General features: G+C 67.8%; 16 protein-coding genes. 8 read left to right on the top strand and 8 right to left on the bottom strand.

Annotated features, from left to right (window positions below; translation table 11 throughout):
* The first annotated feature begins 115 nt into the window (after positions 1–115).
* The gene (locus GFK26_RS10100; RefSeq protein ID WP_153281853.1) at positions 116–3,334 is read left to right on the top strand and encodes a bifunctional cytochrome P450/NADPH--P450 reductase; all 3,219 of its coding nucleotides are present in this window, start codon (positions 116–118) and stop codon (positions 3,332–3,334) included.
* Positions 3,335–3,409: 75 nt separating this feature from the next.
* Here the strand turns inward: GFK26_RS10100 and GFK26_RS10095 are convergent, their stop codons facing one another.
* The 5 genes from GFK26_RS10095 to GFK26_RS10075 all read right to left on the bottom strand — a co-directional run bounded on the left by GFK26_RS10095 (position 3,410) and on the right by GFK26_RS10075 (position 7,884).
* Entirely contained in the window at positions 3,410–4,183 is a 774-nt protein-coding gene (locus tag GFK26_RS10095) for an esterase/lipase family protein (protein WP_153281852.1), read from the bottom strand.
* Positions 4,184–4,267: 84 nt separating this feature from the next.
* Entirely contained in the window at positions 4,268–4,903 is a 636-nt protein-coding gene (locus tag GFK26_RS10090; protein WP_101493805.1) for a TetR/AcrR family transcriptional regulator, read from the bottom strand.
* Positions 4,904–4,933: 30 nt separating this feature from the next.
* Positions 4,934–5,434, bottom strand: coding sequence for a phasin family protein (locus GFK26_RS10085; protein WP_153281851.1), 501 nt, complete (start codon positions 5,432–5,434; stop codon positions 4,934–4,936).
* A gap of 55 nt (positions 5,435–5,489) precedes the next feature.
* On the bottom strand, positions 5,490–6,041 hold the full coding sequence (locus tag GFK26_RS10080) for a hypothetical protein (protein ID WP_153281850.1): 552 nt from the start codon (positions 6,039–6,041) through the stop codon (positions 5,490–5,492).
* Between the two features lie 145 nt (positions 6,042–6,186).
* The gene (locus tag GFK26_RS10075; protein WP_153281849.1) at positions 6,187–7,884 is read right to left on the bottom strand and encodes a WS/DGAT/MGAT family O-acyltransferase; all 1,698 of its coding nucleotides are present in this window, start codon (positions 7,882–7,884) and stop codon (positions 6,187–6,189) included.
* Between the two features lie 235 nt (positions 7,885–8,119).
* On the opposite strand from GFK26_RS10075, the gene GFK26_RS10070 reads away from it, so the two are divergent.
* Positions 8,120–10,171, top strand: a complete 2,052-nt coding sequence (locus tag GFK26_RS10070) for a prolyl oligopeptidase family serine peptidase (RefSeq protein WP_153281848.1) — start codon at positions 8,120–8,122, stop codon at positions 10,169–10,171.
* Positions 10,168–11,103: an arginase gene (gene rocF / locus GFK26_RS10065; protein WP_153281847.1), complete on the top strand. Its 936-nt coding sequence runs from the start codon at positions 10,168–10,170 to the stop codon at positions 11,101–11,103. Before GFK26_RS10070 ends, rocF begins: the two co-directional genes overlap by 4 nt.
* A gap of 21 nt (positions 11,104–11,124) precedes the next feature.
* Here rocF and GFK26_RS10060 read toward each other — a convergent pair whose 3' ends face one another.
* Entirely contained in the window at positions 11,125–11,811 is a 687-nt protein-coding gene (locus tag GFK26_RS10060) for a DUF2242 domain-containing protein (RefSeq protein WP_153281846.1), read from the bottom strand.
* A 113-nt stretch (positions 11,812–11,924) separates the two neighbouring features.
* The gene (locus tag GFK26_RS10055; RefSeq protein ID WP_153281845.1) at positions 11,925–13,199 is read right to left on the bottom strand and encodes a Glu/Leu/Phe/Val family dehydrogenase; all 1,275 of its coding nucleotides are present in this window, start codon (positions 13,197–13,199) and stop codon (positions 11,925–11,927) included.
* 251 nt (positions 13,200–13,450) lie between these two features.
* Between GFK26_RS10055 and GFK26_RS10050 the strand changes: the two genes are divergently transcribed.
* Both GFK26_RS10050 and GFK26_RS10045 read left to right on the top strand, forming a co-directional pair.
* Positions 13,451–13,906 (top strand): hypothetical protein, encoded by a 456-nt coding sequence (locus GFK26_RS10050; RefSeq protein WP_153281844.1) that lies wholly within the window; start codon positions 13,451–13,453, stop codon positions 13,904–13,906.
* Between the two features lie 145 nt (positions 13,907–14,051).
* Positions 14,052–14,519, top strand: a complete 468-nt coding sequence (locus GFK26_RS10045) for an Lrp/AsnC ligand binding domain-containing protein (RefSeq protein WP_062478450.1) — start codon at positions 14,052–14,054, stop codon at positions 14,517–14,519.
* A 7-nt stretch (positions 14,520–14,526) separates the two neighbouring features.
* Here GFK26_RS10045 and GFK26_RS10040 read toward each other — a convergent pair whose 3' ends face one another.
* Positions 14,527–15,228: a YggS family pyridoxal phosphate-dependent enzyme gene (locus GFK26_RS10040; protein ID WP_153281843.1), complete on the bottom strand. Its 702-nt coding sequence runs from the start codon at positions 15,226–15,228 to the stop codon at positions 14,527–14,529.
* Between the two features lie 51 nt (positions 15,229–15,279).
* Here GFK26_RS10040 and GFK26_RS10035 point away from each other — a divergent pair, with 51 nt between their 5' ends.
* The 3 genes from GFK26_RS10035 (at position 15,280) to GFK26_RS10025 (ending at position 18,566) form a co-directional block, all read left to right on the top strand.
* The gene (locus GFK26_RS10035; protein WP_056576373.1) at positions 15,280–16,323 is read left to right on the top strand and encodes a type IV pilus twitching motility protein PilT; all 1,044 of its coding nucleotides are present in this window, start codon (positions 15,280–15,282) and stop codon (positions 16,321–16,323) included.
* A 134-nt stretch (positions 16,324–16,457) separates the two neighbouring features.
* On the top strand, positions 16,458–17,594 hold the full coding sequence (locus GFK26_RS10030; protein ID WP_101493812.1) for a PilT/PilU family type 4a pilus ATPase: 1,137 nt from the start codon (positions 16,458–16,460) through the stop codon (positions 17,592–17,594).
* Between the two features lie 63 nt (positions 17,595–17,657).
* Positions 17,658–18,566, top strand: coding sequence for an NAD(P)-dependent oxidoreductase (locus GFK26_RS10025; protein WP_153281842.1), 909 nt, complete (start codon positions 17,658–17,660; stop codon positions 18,564–18,566).
* Positions 18,567–18,583 lie beyond the last annotated feature (17 nt).

Below are 18,583 nucleotides of genomic sequence, written 5' to 3'. Positions count from 1 at the left end.
TGCAGGCCTCCTAAGGGAAACCCCGTCCTGCCCGCCCCCTGTGCCGTCGGGATACTCCGGATTCGCATCCCGGACATCCGAAGCGGGTCCATACCGTAGGCACAAGAAGGCACACATGGCAGGAAAGAACTCGCTCCATCCGATTCCCCACCCGGCGAAGAAACCCTTCGTCGGCAATCTGCTGTCCATCGGCTCCGACTCGCCGGTGCTCGACATGTGGAAGATCGCGCAAGACCTCGGCGGCATCTACTGGCTCGACATGCCGGGCATGCCGGTGATCGTGGTGTCGTCGCCCGCGCTGGTCGACGAGCTCTGCGAAGAGCCGCGCTTCGACAAGAGCACACGCGGTGCGCTGCGCCGGCTGCGGGCCGCGTCGCACGGCCTGTTCACCTCCGACACGCACGAAGAGACCTGGTCGAAGCCGCACAACATCCTCCTGGCCAACTTCAGCCAGCGCGCGATGCAGGCCTACCACCCGATGATGCTGGACATCGCGGGGCAGCTGGTCACCAAGTGGGAGCGCCTCAATTTCGATGAAGAGGTGGACGTGGTGCGCGACATGACCGCGCTCACGCTGGACACCATCGGCCTGTGCGGTTTCGGCTACCGCTTCAACTCGTTCTACCGCGAGGGCTTTCATCCCTTTGTCGATGCGATGGTGCGCACGCTGGAGACGGTGCAGAACCGGCGCGGCCTGCCGCTCGAGGAGCTGATGCTCAAGAAGGAGCTGGCGCAGCAGCGCAAGGACATCCGCTACATGCACAAGATGGTGGAAGACATCATCGAGGAGCGTCGTGCGAGTGGCGCCGACATTGCCACCAAGCCCGACCTGCTGAGCTACATGATCGCGGGCGTGGACAAGAAGAGCGGCGAAAAACTCACCGACAAGATGATCCGCGACGAGTGCATCGAGTTCCTCATCGCGGGGCACGAGACCACCAGCGGCCTGCTGTCGTTCGCCATCTACTTCCTGCTGAACAACCCCGAGGCGATGGCCAAGGCGCAGGCCGAGGTCGACAGCGTGTTCGGCGGCGACACCACGCAAAAGCCCACCTACGCGCAGGTCAACCGGCTGCAGTACGTGATGCAGGTGCTGAAGGAATCGCTTCGCCTGTACCCGACCGCGCCCGCGATCTCGATGCGCGCCAAGGAAGACACGACGATCGGCGGCCAGTACACGATCAAGAAGAACAACATGGTCATCATGCATGCGCTGGCGCTGCACCGTGACAAGGGCATCTGGGGCGAGAACGCCGACCAGTTCAACCCCGACCACTTCAGCCGCGAGGCCGAGCGCGAGCGGCCCGTGAACGCCTTCAAGCCCTTCGGCAACGGGCAGCGCGCCTGCATCGGGCGGCAGTTCGCCCTGCAGGAGGCGGTGCTCACGCTGGGCATGATCCTGCAGCGCTTCACCCTGGTCGATCACACGGGCTACAAGCTCAAGATCAAGGAAGCGCTGACGATCAAGCCCGAGAACTTCAAGATCAAGGCGCTGCTGCGCGACCCGGCCTCGCGACCGCGCGGCAACGGCGAGACGACCGCCGCGCCCGATGCGCCGGTCAAGCCGGTTGCGCGCAAGCCGCAGGCGGCACGCCACGGCACCTCGCTGCTGGTGCTGCAGGGCTCCAACCTCGGCACGGCCGAAGACCTGGCACGGCAGCTGGCCGAGGCCGGCGAACTGCGCGGCTTCTCGACCCAGCTCGCCTCGCTCGACGACTATGCCGAGCGGTTGCCGGCCAGCGGCGCGGTGGCGATCGTCTGCGCCTCGTACAACGGCGTGGCACCCGACAACGCGGCGGAGTTCCATCGCTGGCTCGACAAGGCCGACGACGCGCTCAACGGCGTGCGCTTCAGCGTGTTCGGCTGCGGCAACACCGACTGGGCCGCGACCTACCAGGCCGTGCCGCGCCGCATCGACGAACGGCTCGAAGCCTTGGGCGCCGACCGCGTGCACGCACGCGGCGAAGGCGATGCGCGCGAGGACATGGACGGCGCCTTCCAGGACTGGAGCGACGCGCTGTGGCCCGCACTGGTGAAGGCCTTCGACATCAAGAACGGCGCCGACACGCCGGCCGAGGCCGAGCCGCTGTACACGCTCGAAGAGCTGCCGCCGCCGCAGAAGAACGCGCTGGTCGATGCGCTCGGCGCCGTGGCGCTGCGCGTGATCGAGAACCGCGAGCTGCAAAGCGCCGGCGCCCACGGCGAGGCCGGGCGCTCCACGCGTCACGTCGAGCTGACACTGCCCGAGGGCGTGAACTACGTGCCCGGCGACCACCTGAGCGTGGTGCCGCGCAACAGCCCGGCGCAGGTCGAACGCGCGATGGCGCGCTTCGGCTTCGACCGCTCGGCGCACGTGCGGCTGCAGGCCGTGCCGGGCCGCAAGGCGGCGCTGCCGGTCGATCAGGTCATCGCGGTCGATCGCCTGCTGGGCGACTACGTCGAGCTGCAAGACGTGGCCACGCGCAAGCAGATCGCCACGCTGGCGGCGTACACCGAGTGCCCGTTCACCAAGCCGAAGCTTGTCGCGCTCTCGGGCAGCGACGAGGCCTCGCAGGCTGCCTACAAGGCCGAGGTGCTGCACAAGCGCAAGTCGCTGCTGGAGCTGCTCGAAGAACACCGCGCCTGCCAGGTGCCGTTCGCGGTGTTCCTGGAAATGCTGTCGCCGCTGTCGCCGCGCTACTACTCGATCTCCTCGTCGCCGACGATGACGCCGGGGCGCTGCAGCGTGACGGTGGGCGTGGTGAGCGCACCCGCGATGTCGGGCAACGGCACCTTCGAGGGCGTGTGCTCCAACTTCCTGGCGCGCGCCGAGGCCGGCGACACGGTGCACGGCGTGATCCGCGAGACCACGGCCGAAGGCTTCCGGCTGCCGGACGACGCGATGCGCCCGCTCGTCATGGTCGGCCCGGGCACCGGCCTCGCGCCGTTCCGCGGCTTCCTGCAGGAGCGCGCAGCGCAGGTCGAACGCGGCGAGGCGCTGGGCGAGGCGATGCTGTTCTTCGGCTGCCGCCACCCCGAGCAGGACTTCATCTATGCCGAGGAGCTGCAGGCCTGGTCGCACCGCGGCCTCATGAAGCTGCACACGGCCTTCTCGCGCGCCAGCGAACGCAAGGTCTACGTGCAGGACCTGATCCGCGAACAGGGCGCGGCCGTGTGGAAGCTGCTCGAAGCCGGCGCCGTGGTGTATGTGTGCGGCGACGGCTCGCGCATGGAGCCCGACGTGCGTCGCACGCTCAGCGACCTTGCGCGCGAGCACGGGCAGGACAGCGCGGCGTGGATGGACCGGATGATTGCCGAGCAGCGCTATGTGCTCGACGTGTGGGCCGGGGCCTGAAGAACCAACTCTGGAGCCCCAAAGAAGAAGACCGGCAGTTGCCGGTCTTTTTATGGGGGGAGTGTTCGCCTCGGGTCAGGCGTCGCGGTCCGGGTCCGGGTACACCAGCGGCCCGAGCATGCCGCGGTTGAACGGCTTCCACGCGCCCTCGGGCTGCGCCAGCCGGTCGGCCACCGCGTAGAGCACGGCCGGGTGTGCGCCGAGCCCCAGGTGGCTGGCCATCACTTCGATGTTCTCGGACTGCGGGCCGGTCTTCTCGAGGCTGCAGCGCCATGCGACGACGCCGTCGGTGCGGCTGAAGATCGAGGTCGTGGGCACGGGCGGCGTGGGTTCGACGAACTTCATGCGGCGCGGGTCGTGCGAGCTCTGGCCGCTCACGCCTTCGTACACGCGCCAGGCGTTGGTGGCGCGCGGGCTGCCCGAGAACGGGCTGCCGAGCGTGATCACGTTGCGGATGAGGTCCTTCTGCGCCGAGGCCAGCAGCCGCGCGTAGACGCCGCCCAGGCTCCAGCCGATCACGCTGACCTTCTGGCCGCTCTTGTCGGCCAGGGTCTTGAGCAGGTCGACCATGCCGTCTTCGACGCCGGCGCGCGGGCCCAGGTTGCGGCCCTGGCCCCAGCCGTGCGCGTCGTAGCCGCGGCTGCACAGGTAGCGGCGCAGCAGCAGCGTGGACATGTCGCTGGCCACCAGGCCCGGCAGCACGATCACGGGGTGCCCGTCGCCGCGTGGCGCGAGCTGCAGCAAGGGCCACATGGCGAGGCCGGCGCCGGTTTCCCAGAGGGCGCGCGCTTCGGCCAGCAAGAGCAGGCGCGACGGCGGTGCGATGGGTTCGTGGGTGGCGGTGGACATGAGGGCGGCTTCCTTTCTGTTCTTTCTTCTGTAGGACGACGATGGGGCTGCGAAGTTGCATTCCCCGTCGGACGACGACTTCATTTATCCGAGGTATTTGCCCCTCAGGTAATCAAGATAAGCCCTCGATTCGCTGGAAACATACGGAGAAACCAGCGTGAGTGTGTAGAAAGCCGCCAAACCGGGGTCGGCCTGCGCCAGTGCGTCGCGTCCCGGCACCAGCCGCTCGAACGAGAGCCAGCAGGTGGTGGTGAAGACCATCTGCAGCGCGAGGATGCGCGCCTGCTCGGCGCTGGTCTCGATCACGCCCGACGCCACCAGCCCTTCGCACAGCGTCTGGGCGGCGAGCAGGTTCTGCGCGGTCATGGCCTGGGCGCGCTGTCCCAGGGCCGGGTACTCGCTGGCCAGGAAGGCCATGTCGCGGTAGATGAAGCGGTATTCGTCGATGGCCTCGAAGCGCAGGTGCAATGCGAGCCACAGGTCGTCGATGGCGGCAATAGACGCCGACGACCCGTTGAGCACTTCGAGCCGCTGCTCGAAGCGCCGGAACAGCCATTCGACGATCAGCTGCTTGGCCTTGAAGTGGTAGTGCAGGTTGCCCGGGCTCATGCCGAGCTCGGCCGCGATCTTGTGCGTGGACACGGCCGGAAGGCCTTGTGCGTTGAACAGCGCAAGGCTGGTCTGCAGGATGCGATCGCGCGTGGTGTTGGAGCTGGCCACAAGCGGCGTGTTGCGTGCGTTGTGTGCCGCTCAGCGCTTGCCGCCGGAGCCGCCTGAACTGGACGGTTTCTCGAGTGTCGCGAGGCGTTCGCGCAACTGCGCCACCTCGTCGCGCAGCGCCTGCACCTCGTCGGCGCTGGGCATGCCCAGGCGTTGCAGGGCGGTGGCGACACGCTGGTCGAACACGTCCTCGAACTTGCGGATGCCGAAGGTGTCGAGGCTGGGGAAGCCGCGCGTCAGCGCCGCCTTGGCACCGGCCGCATCGGCCTTGCCCTGCCCGATGCCGAGCAGGCCTTCGATCACGTTGGCCTGGCGCTTGGCGACATCGCTGCGCACGTTGTCCAGCGCCTTGAGGCCGGCGCGCAGCAGCGCTTCGGCCTTGTTGGTGCCCGCAGCAGCAGTGTCTGCAGGCGATGTTTTCGCAGCCGGCGCCGCCTTGCGGGGCGCGGCTTTCTTCTTCGCCGCCGGAGCCTTCTTGGCAGGCGCCGCCCTCTTCTTCAACTTTGCAGTGTCATCGGGACGGGTCGCCATGCGGTGGTGCTCCAGGGGCGGTAGAAATGAAAAGGGCGCGGTCAGCGCCCCGGGATCAGGCCGCCTTGCGGGCAGCGCGGCGAACCGGCTTCTTGGCCGCAGCGACCTTGGCCTTCACGGTGCGCACGGGGGCGGCTTCTTCGGTGCCGCTCACACGGGCTTCGATCTGCTTGGTGCCGGCGACGATGCGGTCAGCGATCTGCACCGACACGGTGGCGAAGGGCTGGTTCACGGTCGACAGGGCGTTGAGCACGGTGGTAGCGGCGGGCGATTCGATCTGGGCGACGCGGTTGGCGACGGTTTCGATGCCGCTGGTGGTGCCGGCAGCGACGCGGTCCATCGCGTTCACGATGCGGCTGGTGTCGATGTCCAGGCGGTTCGACAGGAAACCATGCACCTTCTCTTGCGCGCCGATCAGGTTGGCCTTGATCTGCTCGCTCACCAGCGGAATCTGGCGATTGCCCAGGAACTCGCTGTAACGCGAAGCGGCACCGCCCAGCAGGCGCTGCACGCCGGTGCGGTAGGCACCGACCAGGGTCTTGCCGGCGTCGTTGTACTGGCCGACGACGTGGATGGCGGCGGAAGCGATGTTGGTTTGCGTGGACATGTGAGATTTCCTTGAAGTTGATGGGCTCGCGGGGAATCGCGATGGGCCAATCATCTTCCGCAGGGCCTAGGCCTGGAAAACTAGAACGGTCGGAAAACTAGTCCAACTGCCCCAATTTTTTATCCAGGCCGGGCCCGCCTGTCGATCATGCCGCAGCGGCGCGGGGCGATGCGGCGGCCTTGCGGGCCGCGGGCCGGGGCGCCGCCTTCTTCGCTGCGGCCTTCTTGGCGGGGGCTTTCTTCGCTGCCGCGGCCTTGACCGGCATGGCCTTGGCGGGCGCCTTCTTCTTGGCTGCGACAGCCTTCACCGGCGCCTTCTTGCGCGCGGCCGGCTTGCGGGCGGGTGCTGCAGCCTTGGCTTCTTCCTTCTCTTCCGGCGCAGGCGCGGCCACGGGCTTGGGCGCCGTCGTCGCACCGGCGGCGGCCGGGTACTTCTCGGTGAGCGACATCAGCAGCTTGTGCTCGGCCAGCAGGTAGTCGCCGATCTCGGTGATGTCGGGCACGGCGCGGCGGCAGGCGATGAGGCCGTAGTCCATGCGGCCGTTGTAGCTCTGCACGGTGACGTTGAGCGCGGTGCCGTGGCTGGCGATCGACACCGGGTAGTAGCAGGTGACCAGCGCGCCCGCGAAGTACATCGGGAACGGCGCACCCGCCACGTTCGAGACGGCCACGTTGGCCGCCGGCGGCAGCAGGTTGACGATGCCCGAACGGCCCACCATCGACGCAATGCCCGACATCAGCCAGGGCGCGGCAAAGGTCGGGAAGTCGTCCAGGATCACGGCCTTGAAGCGGTTCATCGTCGACTTGGAGCTGTTCGACGAGGTGTTGATCGCCTTCAGCCGCTGCACCGGGTCGGTGATGTCGGTGGCCAGGCTCACGAGGATCATGCTGGCCTGGTTGTTGGCCGTCTGGTCGCCGGCCTCGCGCAGGCTCACGGGCACGCCGGCCACCAGCGGCTTGGCCGGCAGCTCGTTGTTGTCGGCCAGGTAGTGGCGCAGCGCGCCGGCCACGGTGCCCAGCACCACGTCGTTGAGCGACACGCCGAAGTGCTTGGCGATGTACTTGGTCTCGGCCAGCGAGATGGTGCGGCCCGCAAAGGTGCGCTGGTTGGTGATCGACACATTGAGCGAGGTGCGCGGCGCGAAGAGGTTGAACTTCTTCGGTGCGGCGGCCGCTGCCTTGTCGGCCGCCTTCTCGTCGGGCTTGGCCAGGCCGCCGATGGCGCGCGCGATGGCCGGCGCCATCTTGAAGAGCTTGACGTACTGCTGCGCCGTGTTGCGCAGCGCGGCGGTGGCGAGTTCGGCCATGCCCAGCTGGTAGCCGTTGCTGCGCGGACGCGAACGCGGCGGCTTGACCACGCGGCCCGTGGCCTCGAGGTCGAAGATGGCCTTGCCCACTTCGACGCCGGCCTGTCCGTCGATGCCCGCGTGGTGCACCTTGGTGTACAGCGCCACCTGGCCGCTTTGCAGGCCGTCGATGATGAAGAACTCCCACATCGGGCGGCTGCGGTCGATGAGCGTGGAATGCAGCCGCGCCACGTACTGCTGCAGCTGGCGGTTGGTGCCGGGCTTGGGCAGCGTGATGTGGCGCACGTGGTAGTCGATGTCGATGTCGTCGTCGTCCACCCACACGGGGTTGGACATGTCGAAAGGCATCAGCGCGAGCTTGCGCGTGAACACGTCGGCCAGGTGGATGCGGCTGGCCATGAACGCCTTGGCGTCTTCGTAGAAGTCGCCCTTGTAGCCCTTGGGCAGATCCAGCACGTTGAGCGAACCCACGTGCATCGGCATCTCGGGGGTTTCCAGGTGAAGGAAGGTGGCATCAAGACCGCTCAGGTGTTTCATGTGTCGTTCTCCTCGTTGGGGCAAGCGCCGTTCGGCAGGATACCGTGGGCATGGCGTTCGTGGGCCTTCGCTTCTTCAGTGTTTCCACCGGGGGAAGGCGCCCGCGAGACAGGGGTTTGTCCCAAGCTCCGAGGGAATGCGCGTCCACTTGTAATGAAAAAATCAACGCACTTCGCAGGCCGCAACAACGGCGCACAGGCCACCGCGGTCACGGGGGCTTCGTACACTGTGCCGCATGACCTCTGCGCACGACAACGACGACAACCTCTGGCTCGAAGACATCGACGGCGAAGCCGCTCTGGACTGGGCTCGCCAGCAGAATGCACGCACCGTTCACACCTATGCGCAGTCGCCCGACTTCCAGGCGATCGAGCAGGGCCTGCTTGAGGTGCTCGACTCGGACGCGCGCATTCCGATGGTCAGCAAGATCGGTCCGCTGTACTACAACTTCTGGCGCGACAAGGCGCACCCCAAGGGCCTGTGGCGCCGCACCACGCTCGCCGAATACCGCACGCCCGAGCCCGACTGGGAAACCGTGCTCGACCTCGACGCGCTGGCCGCGGAAGACGGCGAGAACTGGGTCTGGCACGGCGCCGACTGCCTGGAGCCTGCCTACGAGCGCTGCCTCATTTCACTGTCGCGCGGCGGCGCCGATGCCGACGTGGTGCGCGAGTTCGACCTGGTGAACCTGAGCTTCGTCGAAGGCGGCTTCGCACTGCCCGAGGCAAAGAACCACGTCACCTGGAAAGACATCGACCACCTCTACGTGGGCACCGATTTCGGCCCCGGCTCGATGACCAGTTCGAGCTACCCGCGCCTGGTGAAGCAATGGCGACGCGGCACGCCGCTGGCCGAGGCCGTCACCGTGTACGAGGGTGCGCACGAAGACATGTCGGTGAGCGCCTGGAGCGACCACACGCCCGGCTTCGAGCGCGACTTCGTCTCGCGCCAGATCGACTTCTACGACAGCGAGACCTGGCTGCGCGCGCCCGACGGCACGCTGGCCAAGATCGACGTGCCCGACGACGCCAACACCGGCGTCACGCGCGAGTGGCTGCTGATCGAGCCGCGCGAAGACTGGACCGTGGCCGGCCGCACCTACACCGCCGGCTCGCTGCTGGCCGCGCGCTTCGACGACTACATGGCCGGCGCGCGCGAACTCACGCTGCTGTTCGAGCCCGACGACACCACCGCGCTCGACGACTACTCGTGGACGCGCCACCACCTCATCCTCAACGTGATGCACGACGTGGTGAACCGGCTCGAAGTGCTCACACCGCCGGCGGACGGCCTGGGCGATTGGGCCCGCGACAGCCTGGGCGGCGCGCCCGCGCTCTCGTGCGTGGCGGCCGGCGGCATCGACGAGACCGAGAACGACGACTACTTTCTGACCGTGAGCGGCTTCCTGCAGCCGACCACGCTGTACATCGGCACCCTCGGCCAGGGCGAGCCGCAGCCGCTGAAGCACAGCCCCGGCTTCTTCGACGCCTCGCGCTTTCGCGTGAGCCAGCATTTCGCGACCTCGGCGGACGGCACGCGCGTGCCCTACTTCGAGATCGCCGCCAAAGACCTCGTAGCCGACGGAACGAACCCGACGCTGCAGTACGCCTACGGCGGCTTCGAGATCTCGCTGGAGCCGAGCTACAGTGGCGGCATCGGCCGTTCCTGGCTCGAACGCGGCGGCGTGTACGTGGTGGCCAACATCCGCGGCGGCGGCGAGTACGGCCCGCGCTGGCACCAGGCCGCGCTGCAGGAGAACCGCCTGCGCACCTGCGAAGACTTCGCGGCCGTGTCGCAAGACCTGTTCGCGCGCGGCATCACCTCGCCCGCGCACCTGGGCGCCATGGGCGGCAGCAACGGCGGCCTGCTGATGGGCAACATGCTCACGCTGTACCCGCAGCTGTACGGCGCCATCGTGAGCGAGGTGGCGCTGCTCGACATGAAGCGCTACACGCAGCTGTCGGCCGGCGCCTCATGGATTGCCGAGTACGGCGACCCGGAACAGCCCGACGAGTGGGAGTTCATCCGGACCTTCTCGCCCTACGAGAACGCGAAGGCCGGCACGCCCTACCCGCCGGCGCTCTTCACCACCTCGACGCGCGACGACCGCGTCGGGCCTGTGCATGCGCGCAAGATGCACGCGAAGCTGCTCGCGCTGGGGCACGACAGCAGCTTCTATGAAAACATGGAAGGCGGCCACAGCGCCGCCGCGGACAACAAGGCGTCCGCCTTCATGGATGCGCTCGGCTACGCCTACCTCTGGCACCACATCGGGAGACCGACATGAACAGCAGCACCGCCGTCACCGTCACCACCACCCTCGAACTGATCGGCGCGCCGACCGACATCGGCGCCAGCGTGCGCGGCGCGGGCATGGGCCCCGACGCGTTGCGCGTGGCGGGCCTGGCCGAGGCGCTGGCGGGCCAGGGCTTCACGGTGCTCGACCGTGGCAACCTCGCGGGCCCGGCCACGCCGTGGGCGCCACCCGCCAACGGGCTGCGCCACCTCACCGAGGTGATCGCGTGGAATCGCTCGGTGTACGCCGCCGTCGACACCGCGCTGGGCGCCGGCCACGTGCCCGTGATGCTGGGCGGCGACCACTGCCTGGCGATCGGCTCGATCAGCGCCGTGGCCTGGCACGCACGCCAGCGCGGCAAGAAGCTGCGGGTGTTGTGGCTCGACGCGCATTCCGACGTCAACACCGAGACCACGAGCCCCAGCGGCAACCTGCACGGCATGCCCGTGTCGTGCCTGCTGGGCCACGGCCCCGCGGACCTCACGGGCTGGAGCGGCGAGCCCGCGGCGCTGGCACCCGACGCGATCCGCTTCATCGGCATCCGCAGCGTGGACGACGACGAGAAGAAGGCGATCCGCACGCTCGGCCTGCATGTGTTCGACATGCGCCACATCGACGAGCACGGCATGCGCACCACCATGACCGAGGCGCTGCAGGACGTGGACGAAGACACCCACCTGCACGTGAGCTTCGACCTCGATTGCCTCGACCCGGCCGATGCGCCCGGCGTGGGCACGGGCGTGCGCGGCGGGCCGACCTACCGCGAGATGCAGCTGTGCATGGAAATGATCGCCGACACGGGGCGGCTGGGCTCGGTCGACGTGGTGGAACTCAACCCCGCGCTCGACGTGCGCAACCAGACGGCCGAGGTGGCGGTGGAGCTGATCGAGAGCCTGTTCGGCAAGTCGACGCTGGTGCGCTGAGCGCGCCGCGTATTCAGCCGCTCAACCGCGGCTGGGCGACGGCGACACGGGGAAGGTCGTTGCAGCGGGGCGCGCAGTCGGCTTCGGTGCCTCGTCCGCTGGCGCCGCATCGGCCGGCATGTCGGGGCCGCCGCCCTGCAGGAAGCGCTCGACCAGCGTGAAGAAGCGGTCGTAGAAACGTTCGTCGGACAGCGTCTCGCTCGCCACCTTGACCATCGCCTCGTTGCTGCCGCCGAAGGGCAGAGAGAGCGAGCCGATGGCGCCCACACCCAGGCTGGCCGAGTTGCTGCCCTTCTTCAAACCGTAGCGGTCTTGCAGCGCGGTCGCGAAGGCCACGGTGCTGCGCCCGGCCGAGGCGCTGCCCGCACCCAATTCGCGTGCGCAGACCACGCGAAACTCGACCTCGACGTGCGTCTCGGCCGCGGGCTGGAAGCTCTTGCGCGCGGTCACCAGGTCGGCGTTGGCGGCCGTGACCATGTAGCCCTGGCTCAGCAACGCGCGACGCGCCGCCTCGCAGGTCTGCGCCTCGCTGGCGGCGTAGTTGCGCGTGTGGGTGGTGGTCGAGTCGAAGTCTTCAGGCTCGTAGGCCTGGCGCGTGCCCAGGGTGCCGCAGCCGGCCAGCACGAGCACCGACAGCAGGCTCGGGAACAGAAACGCCGGCACACGGGCCGGCGAAGAGAAGAAAGCAGCAGAAGAGGTGGGGGGCATGGCAGGTCGGGAAGGACACCGGATGCTAACCACCCGGCGGCTTCGCTTCGAGCCCCCGGCGCGCCGGGGGTTCCCGAAAAGGCCCTGCAAGCCCCAGAGATCGCGTCAGGGCGTCAGGGGTAGAGACCGCGTTCCTGGCGCGCCATCAGGATGCGCTCGCAGGCCACCGCATACGTCGCCGTGCGCAGCGGGATCTTGTGCTTGTCGGCCGTGTCCCAGATCTGGTTGAGCGCGTTCATCATGATGCGGTCGAGGCGCACGTTGATCTCGTCCTCGTCCCAGAAGAACGACGAGAAGTCCTGCACCCATTCGAAATACGAGACCGTCACGCCGCCGGCGTTGCAGATCACGTCGGGCACGACCAGCACGCCGCGCTCGGCCAGGATGTCGTCGGCCTCGGGCACCGTCGGGCCGTTGGCGCCTTCGAGCACGAGCTTGGCGGTGGTCTTCTTGGCGCGCTCGGCCGTGACCTGGCCTTCGAGCGCGGCCGGGATCAGGATGTCGCAGGCCACGTCCCAGAAGTCTTCGTTCGGCACGATGTCGCCGCCGGCCTTGAAGCCGACCACGCCGTCGGTGCGCGAGATGGGCACGAGCTTCGTCAGGTCCAGGCCGTTGGTGTTCACGATGGTGCCGGTGTGGTCCTGCACGGCGACGATCTTGGCGCCGGCCTCCACGAACAGTTCGGCCGCGACCGAGCCCACGTTGCCGAAGCCCTGCACCGCGATGCGCGCACCACGCAGGTCCATGCCCAGGCGGCGGGCCGCTTCACGGCCGGTGACGAACACGCCGCGGCCGGTGGCCTTCACGCGGCCCAGCGAACCGCCCAGGTGCAGGGGCTTGCCCGTGACCACGCCGGTGGCGGTGCCGCCGACGTTCATCGAGTAGGTGTCCATCATCCACGCCATGATCTGCGCGTTGGTGTTCACGTCGGGCGCGGGGATGTCGGTGTGCGGGCCGATGATGATGCCGATCTCGCTGGTGTAGCGGCGCGTGACCTTCTCGAGCTCTTGCAGCGACAGCTTCTTCGGGTCGACGCGGATGCCGCCCTTGGCACCGCCGTACGGCAGGTTGACGGCCGCGGTCTTGATGGTCATCCAGGCCGACAGCGCCATCACTTCTTCGAGCGTGACGTCGGGGTGGAAGCGCACGCCGCCCTTGCCCGGACCGCGGCTCATGTTGTGCTGCACGCGGTAGCCCTCGAAGTGGGCGATGGTGCCGTTGTCCATCTCGATCGGCACGTCGACGATCAGTGCGCGCTTGGGGCGCTTGAGGGTTTCGACCCAGCGCGCCAGCGGGCCGAGGTACGGCACGACGCGATCGACCTGCGACAGGTAGGTGCCCCAGGGGCTGTTGGCCGTCGGATTGACGAAGGAGAGTTTCTCGTTCATGAAAGATCCCTTGGTTGGAATGGATGGGCGCAACGATATGCCGACTGCGGGCCGCGCGCCATGGCTTATGCATGCCGCGATGGCGGTTATGCAAGAGAAGTTGGAAGGCCCCTTGCGCTGCCGCAAGACGCGGCCCGATGCAGATCGATACGCACATGACAAAACCGTCATCCGGACGTTATCGCTCGCGTGGATGCGCTTCGTACAGTCGTTCTCACCAACCAAGCAACCCCCTCAAGGAGTGAACGAACATGACGCTGTCTTCCACCACCCGCCTGCTGCACACCGCCGCCATCGCCGCCCTGCTCGGCCTCGCCGCGGCACCGAGCTTTGCCGGCAACTACGCCGAAGGCGATCCGCGTCCCGCGCCCTTCGCGTCGTCGACGACGCGCGCCGCCGTGACGGCCGACGCCCAGCAGTGGCTGAAGACCGCGCCCACGCAGGGCTACAACGAGACCATGGGCCAGGAGCCCGTCGTGGTCTCGGCCAACAGCCGCGCCGCCGTGGCCGCCGACACGCAACTGTGGATCCGCTCGGGCCTGGCCGCACAGCAGTCGGGCGAAGCCGGCGCTGACATGTCGCGCCCCGGCTACCGCGAAGCCCAGGCCGCCTACACCAAGCTGCGCGAAGGTCCGGCCTACGGCGCGCTCGTCGACCAGCTCTCGGGCCGCCAGGCTGCCGCGCCCGGCGCGCCCACGCTGCGCTGAACTTCGGCGCAGCCACGGCTTCCCGTAGGTTGAATCGCCACAAAAGGGTAGTCGAACGGCATTTCCTTGGTTCTATCTCCTATGGCCTGAACAAATAGGCCGAATTTCTCGCAGCGGATCGATGTGTGCGCCGGATAATTCTCGAATGCTTGATCTGGACCGCATCGATCTGCGCCTGCTGAAGATCCTTCAGGAAGATGGCCGCATCACCAACCTCAAGCTGGCGGAGGCCGTTGCGCTCTCCCCCACCGCCGTGCTGGCGCGCGTGCAGCGCCTCACGCGCGACGGCTTCATCCTGGGCTACGAGGCCCGCCTCGACCCCTACAAGCTGGGGCGCGGCTTCACCGTGTTCGTCGAGGTGCTGCTCGACCGCACCACCGCCAACGTGTTCGACCAGTTCAAGGCCGCCGTGCAGGTGCGCGACGAGATCATGGAATGCCACATGGTCGCCGGCGGCTTCGACTACCTCCTCAAGACCCGCATGGCCGACATGGCCGCCTACCGCGAGTTCGCCGGCACCGTGCTGTGGCAACTGCCCGGGGTGCGCGAGACGCGCACGTATGCGGTGATGGAAGAGGTGAAGAGCAGCGCGCGGTTGCCGCTCGGGGTTTGAACAGACCCTAGGCTGGCTTGCGCGCCCGCCCGCCGAAGATCGCCGTACCGACCCGCACCATCGTGCTGCCGGCACTGACCGCCGCCTCGAGGTCCCCGCTCATGCCCAGCGACAGCGTGTCCAACGCGATGCCCGCGGCGCGGATCGATTCGAACACCGCATGCGCGCGCAGGCACAGTTCGCGCTGTGCCGCGAAATCCGCCGCCGGTTCGGGGATCGCCATGAGCCCGCGCAGCCGCAGCTGTGGCAAGGCCGCCACAGCCCGCGCGAGCGCCAAAGCCTCTTCCGGTGGCACGCCGGACTTGTTCGCGCCGCCGTCCACGTTGACCTGCAGGCACACCTGCAGCGGCGGCAGATGGGCCGGCCGCTGGGCCGACAGGCGCTCGGCGATCTTCAGGCGATCGATGCTGTGAACCCAGTCGAACTGCTCCGCCACGGGCCGCGTCTTGTTGCTCTGCAGAGGGCCGATGCAGTGCCATTCGAGCCCCGCGCGCAGATCGGCCAGCGCGGCGATCTTGTCCAGACCCTCCTGCACGTAGTTCTCGCCGAACGCCGCCTGGCCGGCCGCGTGCGCCTCGCGCACCGCCTCCGGCCCGAAAGTCTTGGACACCGCCAGCAGGCGCACCGCCGACGGGTCGCGCCCGGCGTCTGCACAGGCCTGGTCGATCCGGGCTCTTACTTGCTGGAGGTCGTCGCCAATCATCGTCATAATCTTCCGAATTCGTATCAAAACGTCACCAAAGCCTGCCCGAGGAGCCCCGTGGACATCACCCAACTGCTGGCGTTCAGCGTCAAGAACAAAGCCTCCGACCTGCACCTGTCGGCCGGCCTGCCGCCGATGATCCGCGTGAACGGCGACGTGCGCCGCATCAACGTCGATGCACTGGACCACAAGGCGGTGCACGCCATGGTGTACGACATCATGAGCGACACGCACCGCAAGCACTACGAAGAGTTCCTGGAGGTCGACTTCTCGTTCGAGATCGACGGCCTCGCGCGCTTTCGCGTGAATGCCTTCAACCAGGCGCGCGGCGCGGCTGCGGTGTTCCGGACCATTCCTTCGAAGATCCTCACGCTCGAGCAGCTCAACGCCCCGAAGATTTTCGGCGAACTCGCGCTCAAGCCGCGCGGGCTGGTGCTGGTGACGGGCCCCACGGGCTCGGGCAAGTCGACCACGCTGGCCGCGATGGTGAACTACCTCAACGAAAACGAGTACGGTCACATCCTCACGGTGGAAGACCCGATCGAGTTCGTGCACGAGTCGAAGAAGTGCCTGATCAACCAGCGCGAAGTGGGGCCGATGACGCTGTCGTTCTCGAACGCGCTGCGCTCCGCCCTGCGCGAAGACCCGGACGCCATTCTGGTGGGCGAGCTGCGCGACCTCGAAACCATCCGCCTCGCGATGACCGCCGCCGAAACCGGCCACCTGGTGTTCGGCACGCTGCACACCTCGTCGGCCGCCAAGACCATCGACCGGATCATCGACGTGTTCCCGGGCGAAGAAAAAGAAATGATCCGCGCGATGCTGTCGGAGTCTCTCCAGGCCGTGATCTCGCAGACGCTGTGCAAGACCAAGGACGGCCAGGGCCGCGTGGCGGCGCACGAGATCATGCTGGGCACGCCGGCCATCCGCAACCTGATCCGCGAGGCCAAGGTCGCGCAGATGTACTCCACCATCCAGACCGGCCAGGGCTCGGGCATGCAGACGCTCGACCAGAACCTGACAGAGCTGGTGCGCCGCAATACGATCTCTGCCGCCGAAGCGCGCGGTAAAGCCAAGATTCCCGAGAATTTCCCCGGCTAGTCATGAGGCCCCCCGGCTTTTCACTTCGCTGCGCTGCGTGTAACTCCACCCCCCATGGGGGAGGCGCGGCCGCCTTGGGGCGGCCCGGCGGTCGGCCGCCGGCAGATTCAATCTAGACATCAAGGAGCGCTCTCATGGAACGCGATCAAGCCAGCCAGTTCATCAACGACCTGCTCAAGCTCATGGTGAGCCGCAACGGCAGCGACCTGTTCATCACCGCCGACTTCCCGCCGGCCATCAAGGTCGACGGCAAGGTCACCAAGGTGTCGCAGCAGGCGCTGGGCGCGCAGCACACGCTGGCGCTCACGCGCTCGATCATGAACGACCGCCAGACGGCCGAGTTCGAGCGCACCAAGGAGTGCAACTTCGCGATCTCGCCGACCGGCATCGGCCGCTTCCGCGTGAACGCGTTCGTGCAGCAGGGCAAGGTCGGTATGGTGCTGCGGACCATTCCCGCCAAGCTGCCGACCATCGACGGGCTGGGCATGCCGCAGGTTCTCAAGGACGTGGCGATGACCAAGCGCGGCCTCACCATCCTGGTGGGTGCCACGGGCTCGGGCAAGTCGACCACGCTGGCCGCGATGGTCGATTGGCGCAACGAAAACTCCTACGGCCACATCGTCACGGTGGAAGACCCGGTCGAGTTCGTGCACCCGCACAAGAACTGCGTGGTGACGCAGCGCGAAGTGGGCATCGACACCGACAGCTGGGAAGCCGCACTGAAGAACACGCTGCGCCAGGCACCCGACGTGATCCTGATGGGCGAAATCCGCGACCGCGAGACCATGGAGCACGCCGTGGCCTTTGCCGAAACCGGCCACCTGTGCATGGCCACGCTGCACGCCAACAGCGCCAACCAGGCGCTCGACCGCATCATCAACTTCTTCCCCGAAGAGCGCCGCGCGCAACTGCTGATGGACCTGTCGCTGAACCTGCGCTCGCTGGTGTCGCAACGGCTGGTGCCCACCGAAGACGGCCAGGGCCGCGTGGCGGCGGTCGAGATCCTGCTGAACACGCCGCTGATCTCCGACCTGATCTTCAAGGGCGAGGTGGGCGAGATCAAGGAAATCATGAAGAAGAGCCGCAACCTGGGCATGCAGACCTTCGACCAGGCGCTGTTCGATCTGTTCGAGGGCAACGCCATCAATTTCGAAGAAGCGATCCGCAACGCCGATTCGGCCAACGACCTGCGCCTGCAGATCAAGCTGAACAGCCAGCGCGCGCGCAGCACCGACCTGGCAGCCGGCACCGAGCACTTCGCGATCGTCTGAAGCCGCCCGCCGGCGCACCGCGGGGCGCGCCGGCTTTCTTTCTTTGGCTTTAAGCTGTCGGCCATGAGCAGCATCAACCCCCGCACCTACGAATCCGTTCCCGCCCAGACGGTGGCCTTCCTCGGCCTCGGCGTCATGGGCGGGCCCATGGCCGGGCACCTGGCCAAGGCCGGCCACACGGTCACGGTCTACAACCGCACGCCCACCAAGTCGCAGGCCTGGGTCGCCGAGTTCGGCGCGCCCGGCCGCCACGCCCCCACCCCGCGCGAAGCGGCAGCCGGCGCGGACATCGTGTTCTGCTGCGTCGGCAACGACGACGACCTGCGCTCGGTGGTGCTCGGCGACGACGGCGCCTTGGCCGGCATGAAGCCCGGCGCCGTGCTCGTCGACCACACCACAGCCTCGGCCGACGTGGCGCGCGAGCTGTCGAAGGCGGCGCTGGCGCGCGGCCTGCACTTCATCGACGCGCCCGTGTCGGGCGGCCAGGCGGGCGCGCAGAACGGCGCGCTCACCGTGATGTGCGGCGGCGACGCGGCCGTGTTCGAACGCATCAAGCCGGTGGCGATGGCCTTCTCGCGCGCGGTCACGCTGCTGGGCGAGAGCGGCGCGGGCCAGCTCGCGAAGATGGTCAACCAGATCGCGATCGCGGGGCTGGTGCAGGGCCTGTCGGAAGCCATCGCCTTCGGCCAGCGCGCCGGCCTCGACATGGAGGCCGTGCTCGGCGTCATCGGCAAGGGCGCGGCCCAGAGCTGGCAGATGGACAACCGCGGCAAGACCATGATCGCCGGCAAGTTCGACTACGGCTTTGCCGTCGACTGGATGCGCAAGGACCTGGGCCTGGTGCTCGACGAAGCCAAGCGCAACGGCGCGCGCGTGCCGGTGACGGCCCTGGTCGACCAGTTCTATGCCGACGTGCAGCAGGCCGGCGGCAGGCGCTGGGACACCTCGAGTCTCATCATTCGACTCAAATGAAAAAAGCCCGCGGAAGC

The organism is Variovorax paradoxus (assembly GCF_009498455.1).
GTDB lineage: Bacteria > Pseudomonadota > Gammaproteobacteria > Burkholderiales > Burkholderiaceae_C > Variovorax > Variovorax paradoxus_H.
This window is presented reverse-complemented; position numbering and strand designations above follow the sequence as displayed.

Bases quoted from the DNA above. Each gene is read 5' to 3' on its own strand.
- GFK26_RS10080 (WP_153281850.1), bottom strand. From the start codon at position 6,041: ATGTCCACGCAAACCAACATCGCTTCCGCCGCCATCCACGTCGTCGGC.
- GFK26_RS10030 (WP_101493812.1), top strand. From the start codon at position 16,458: ATGGAACGCGATCAAGCCAGCCAGTTCATCAACGACCTGCTCAAGCTC.
- GFK26_RS10050 (WP_153281844.1), top strand. From the start codon at position 13,451: ATGACGCTGTCTTCCACCACCCGCCTGCTGCACACCGCCGCCATCGCC.
- GFK26_RS10045 (WP_062478450.1), top strand. From the start codon at position 14,052: ATGCTTGATCTGGACCGCATCGATCTGCGCCTGCTGAAGATCCTTCAG.
- GFK26_RS10085 (WP_153281851.1), bottom strand. From the start codon at position 5,434: ATGGCGACCCGTCCCGATGACACTGCAAAGTTGAAGAAGAGGGCGGCG.
- GFK26_RS10060 (WP_153281846.1), bottom strand. From the start codon at position 11,811: ATGCCCCCCACCTCTTCTGCTGCTTTCTTCTCTTCGCCGGCCCGTGTG.
- GFK26_RS10040 (WP_153281843.1), bottom strand. From the start codon at position 15,228: ATGACGATGATTGGCGACGACCTCCAGCAAGTAAGAGCCCGGATCGAC.
- GFK26_RS10095 (WP_153281852.1), bottom strand. From the start codon at position 4,183: ATGTCCACCGCCACCCACGAACCCATCGCACCGCCGTCGCGCCTGCTC.
- GFK26_RS10025 (WP_153281842.1), top strand. From the start codon at position 17,658: ATGAGCAGCATCAACCCCCGCACCTACGAATCCGTTCCCGCCCAGACG.
- rocF (WP_153281847.1), top strand. From the start codon at position 10,168: ATGAACAGCAGCACCGCCGTCACCGTCACCACCACCCTCGAACTGATC.
- GFK26_RS10070 (WP_153281848.1), top strand. From the start codon at position 8,120: ATGACCTCTGCGCACGACAACGACGACAACCTCTGGCTCGAAGACATC.
- GFK26_RS10055 (WP_153281845.1), bottom strand. From the start codon at position 13,199: ATGAACGAGAAACTCTCCTTCGTCAATCCGACGGCCAACAGCCCCTGG.
- GFK26_RS10075 (WP_153281849.1), bottom strand. From the start codon at position 7,884: ATGAAACACCTGAGCGGTCTTGATGCCACCTTCCTTCACCTGGAAACC.
- GFK26_RS10100 (WP_153281853.1), top strand. From the start codon at position 116: ATGGCAGGAAAGAACTCGCTCCATCCGATTCCCCACCCGGCGAAGAAA.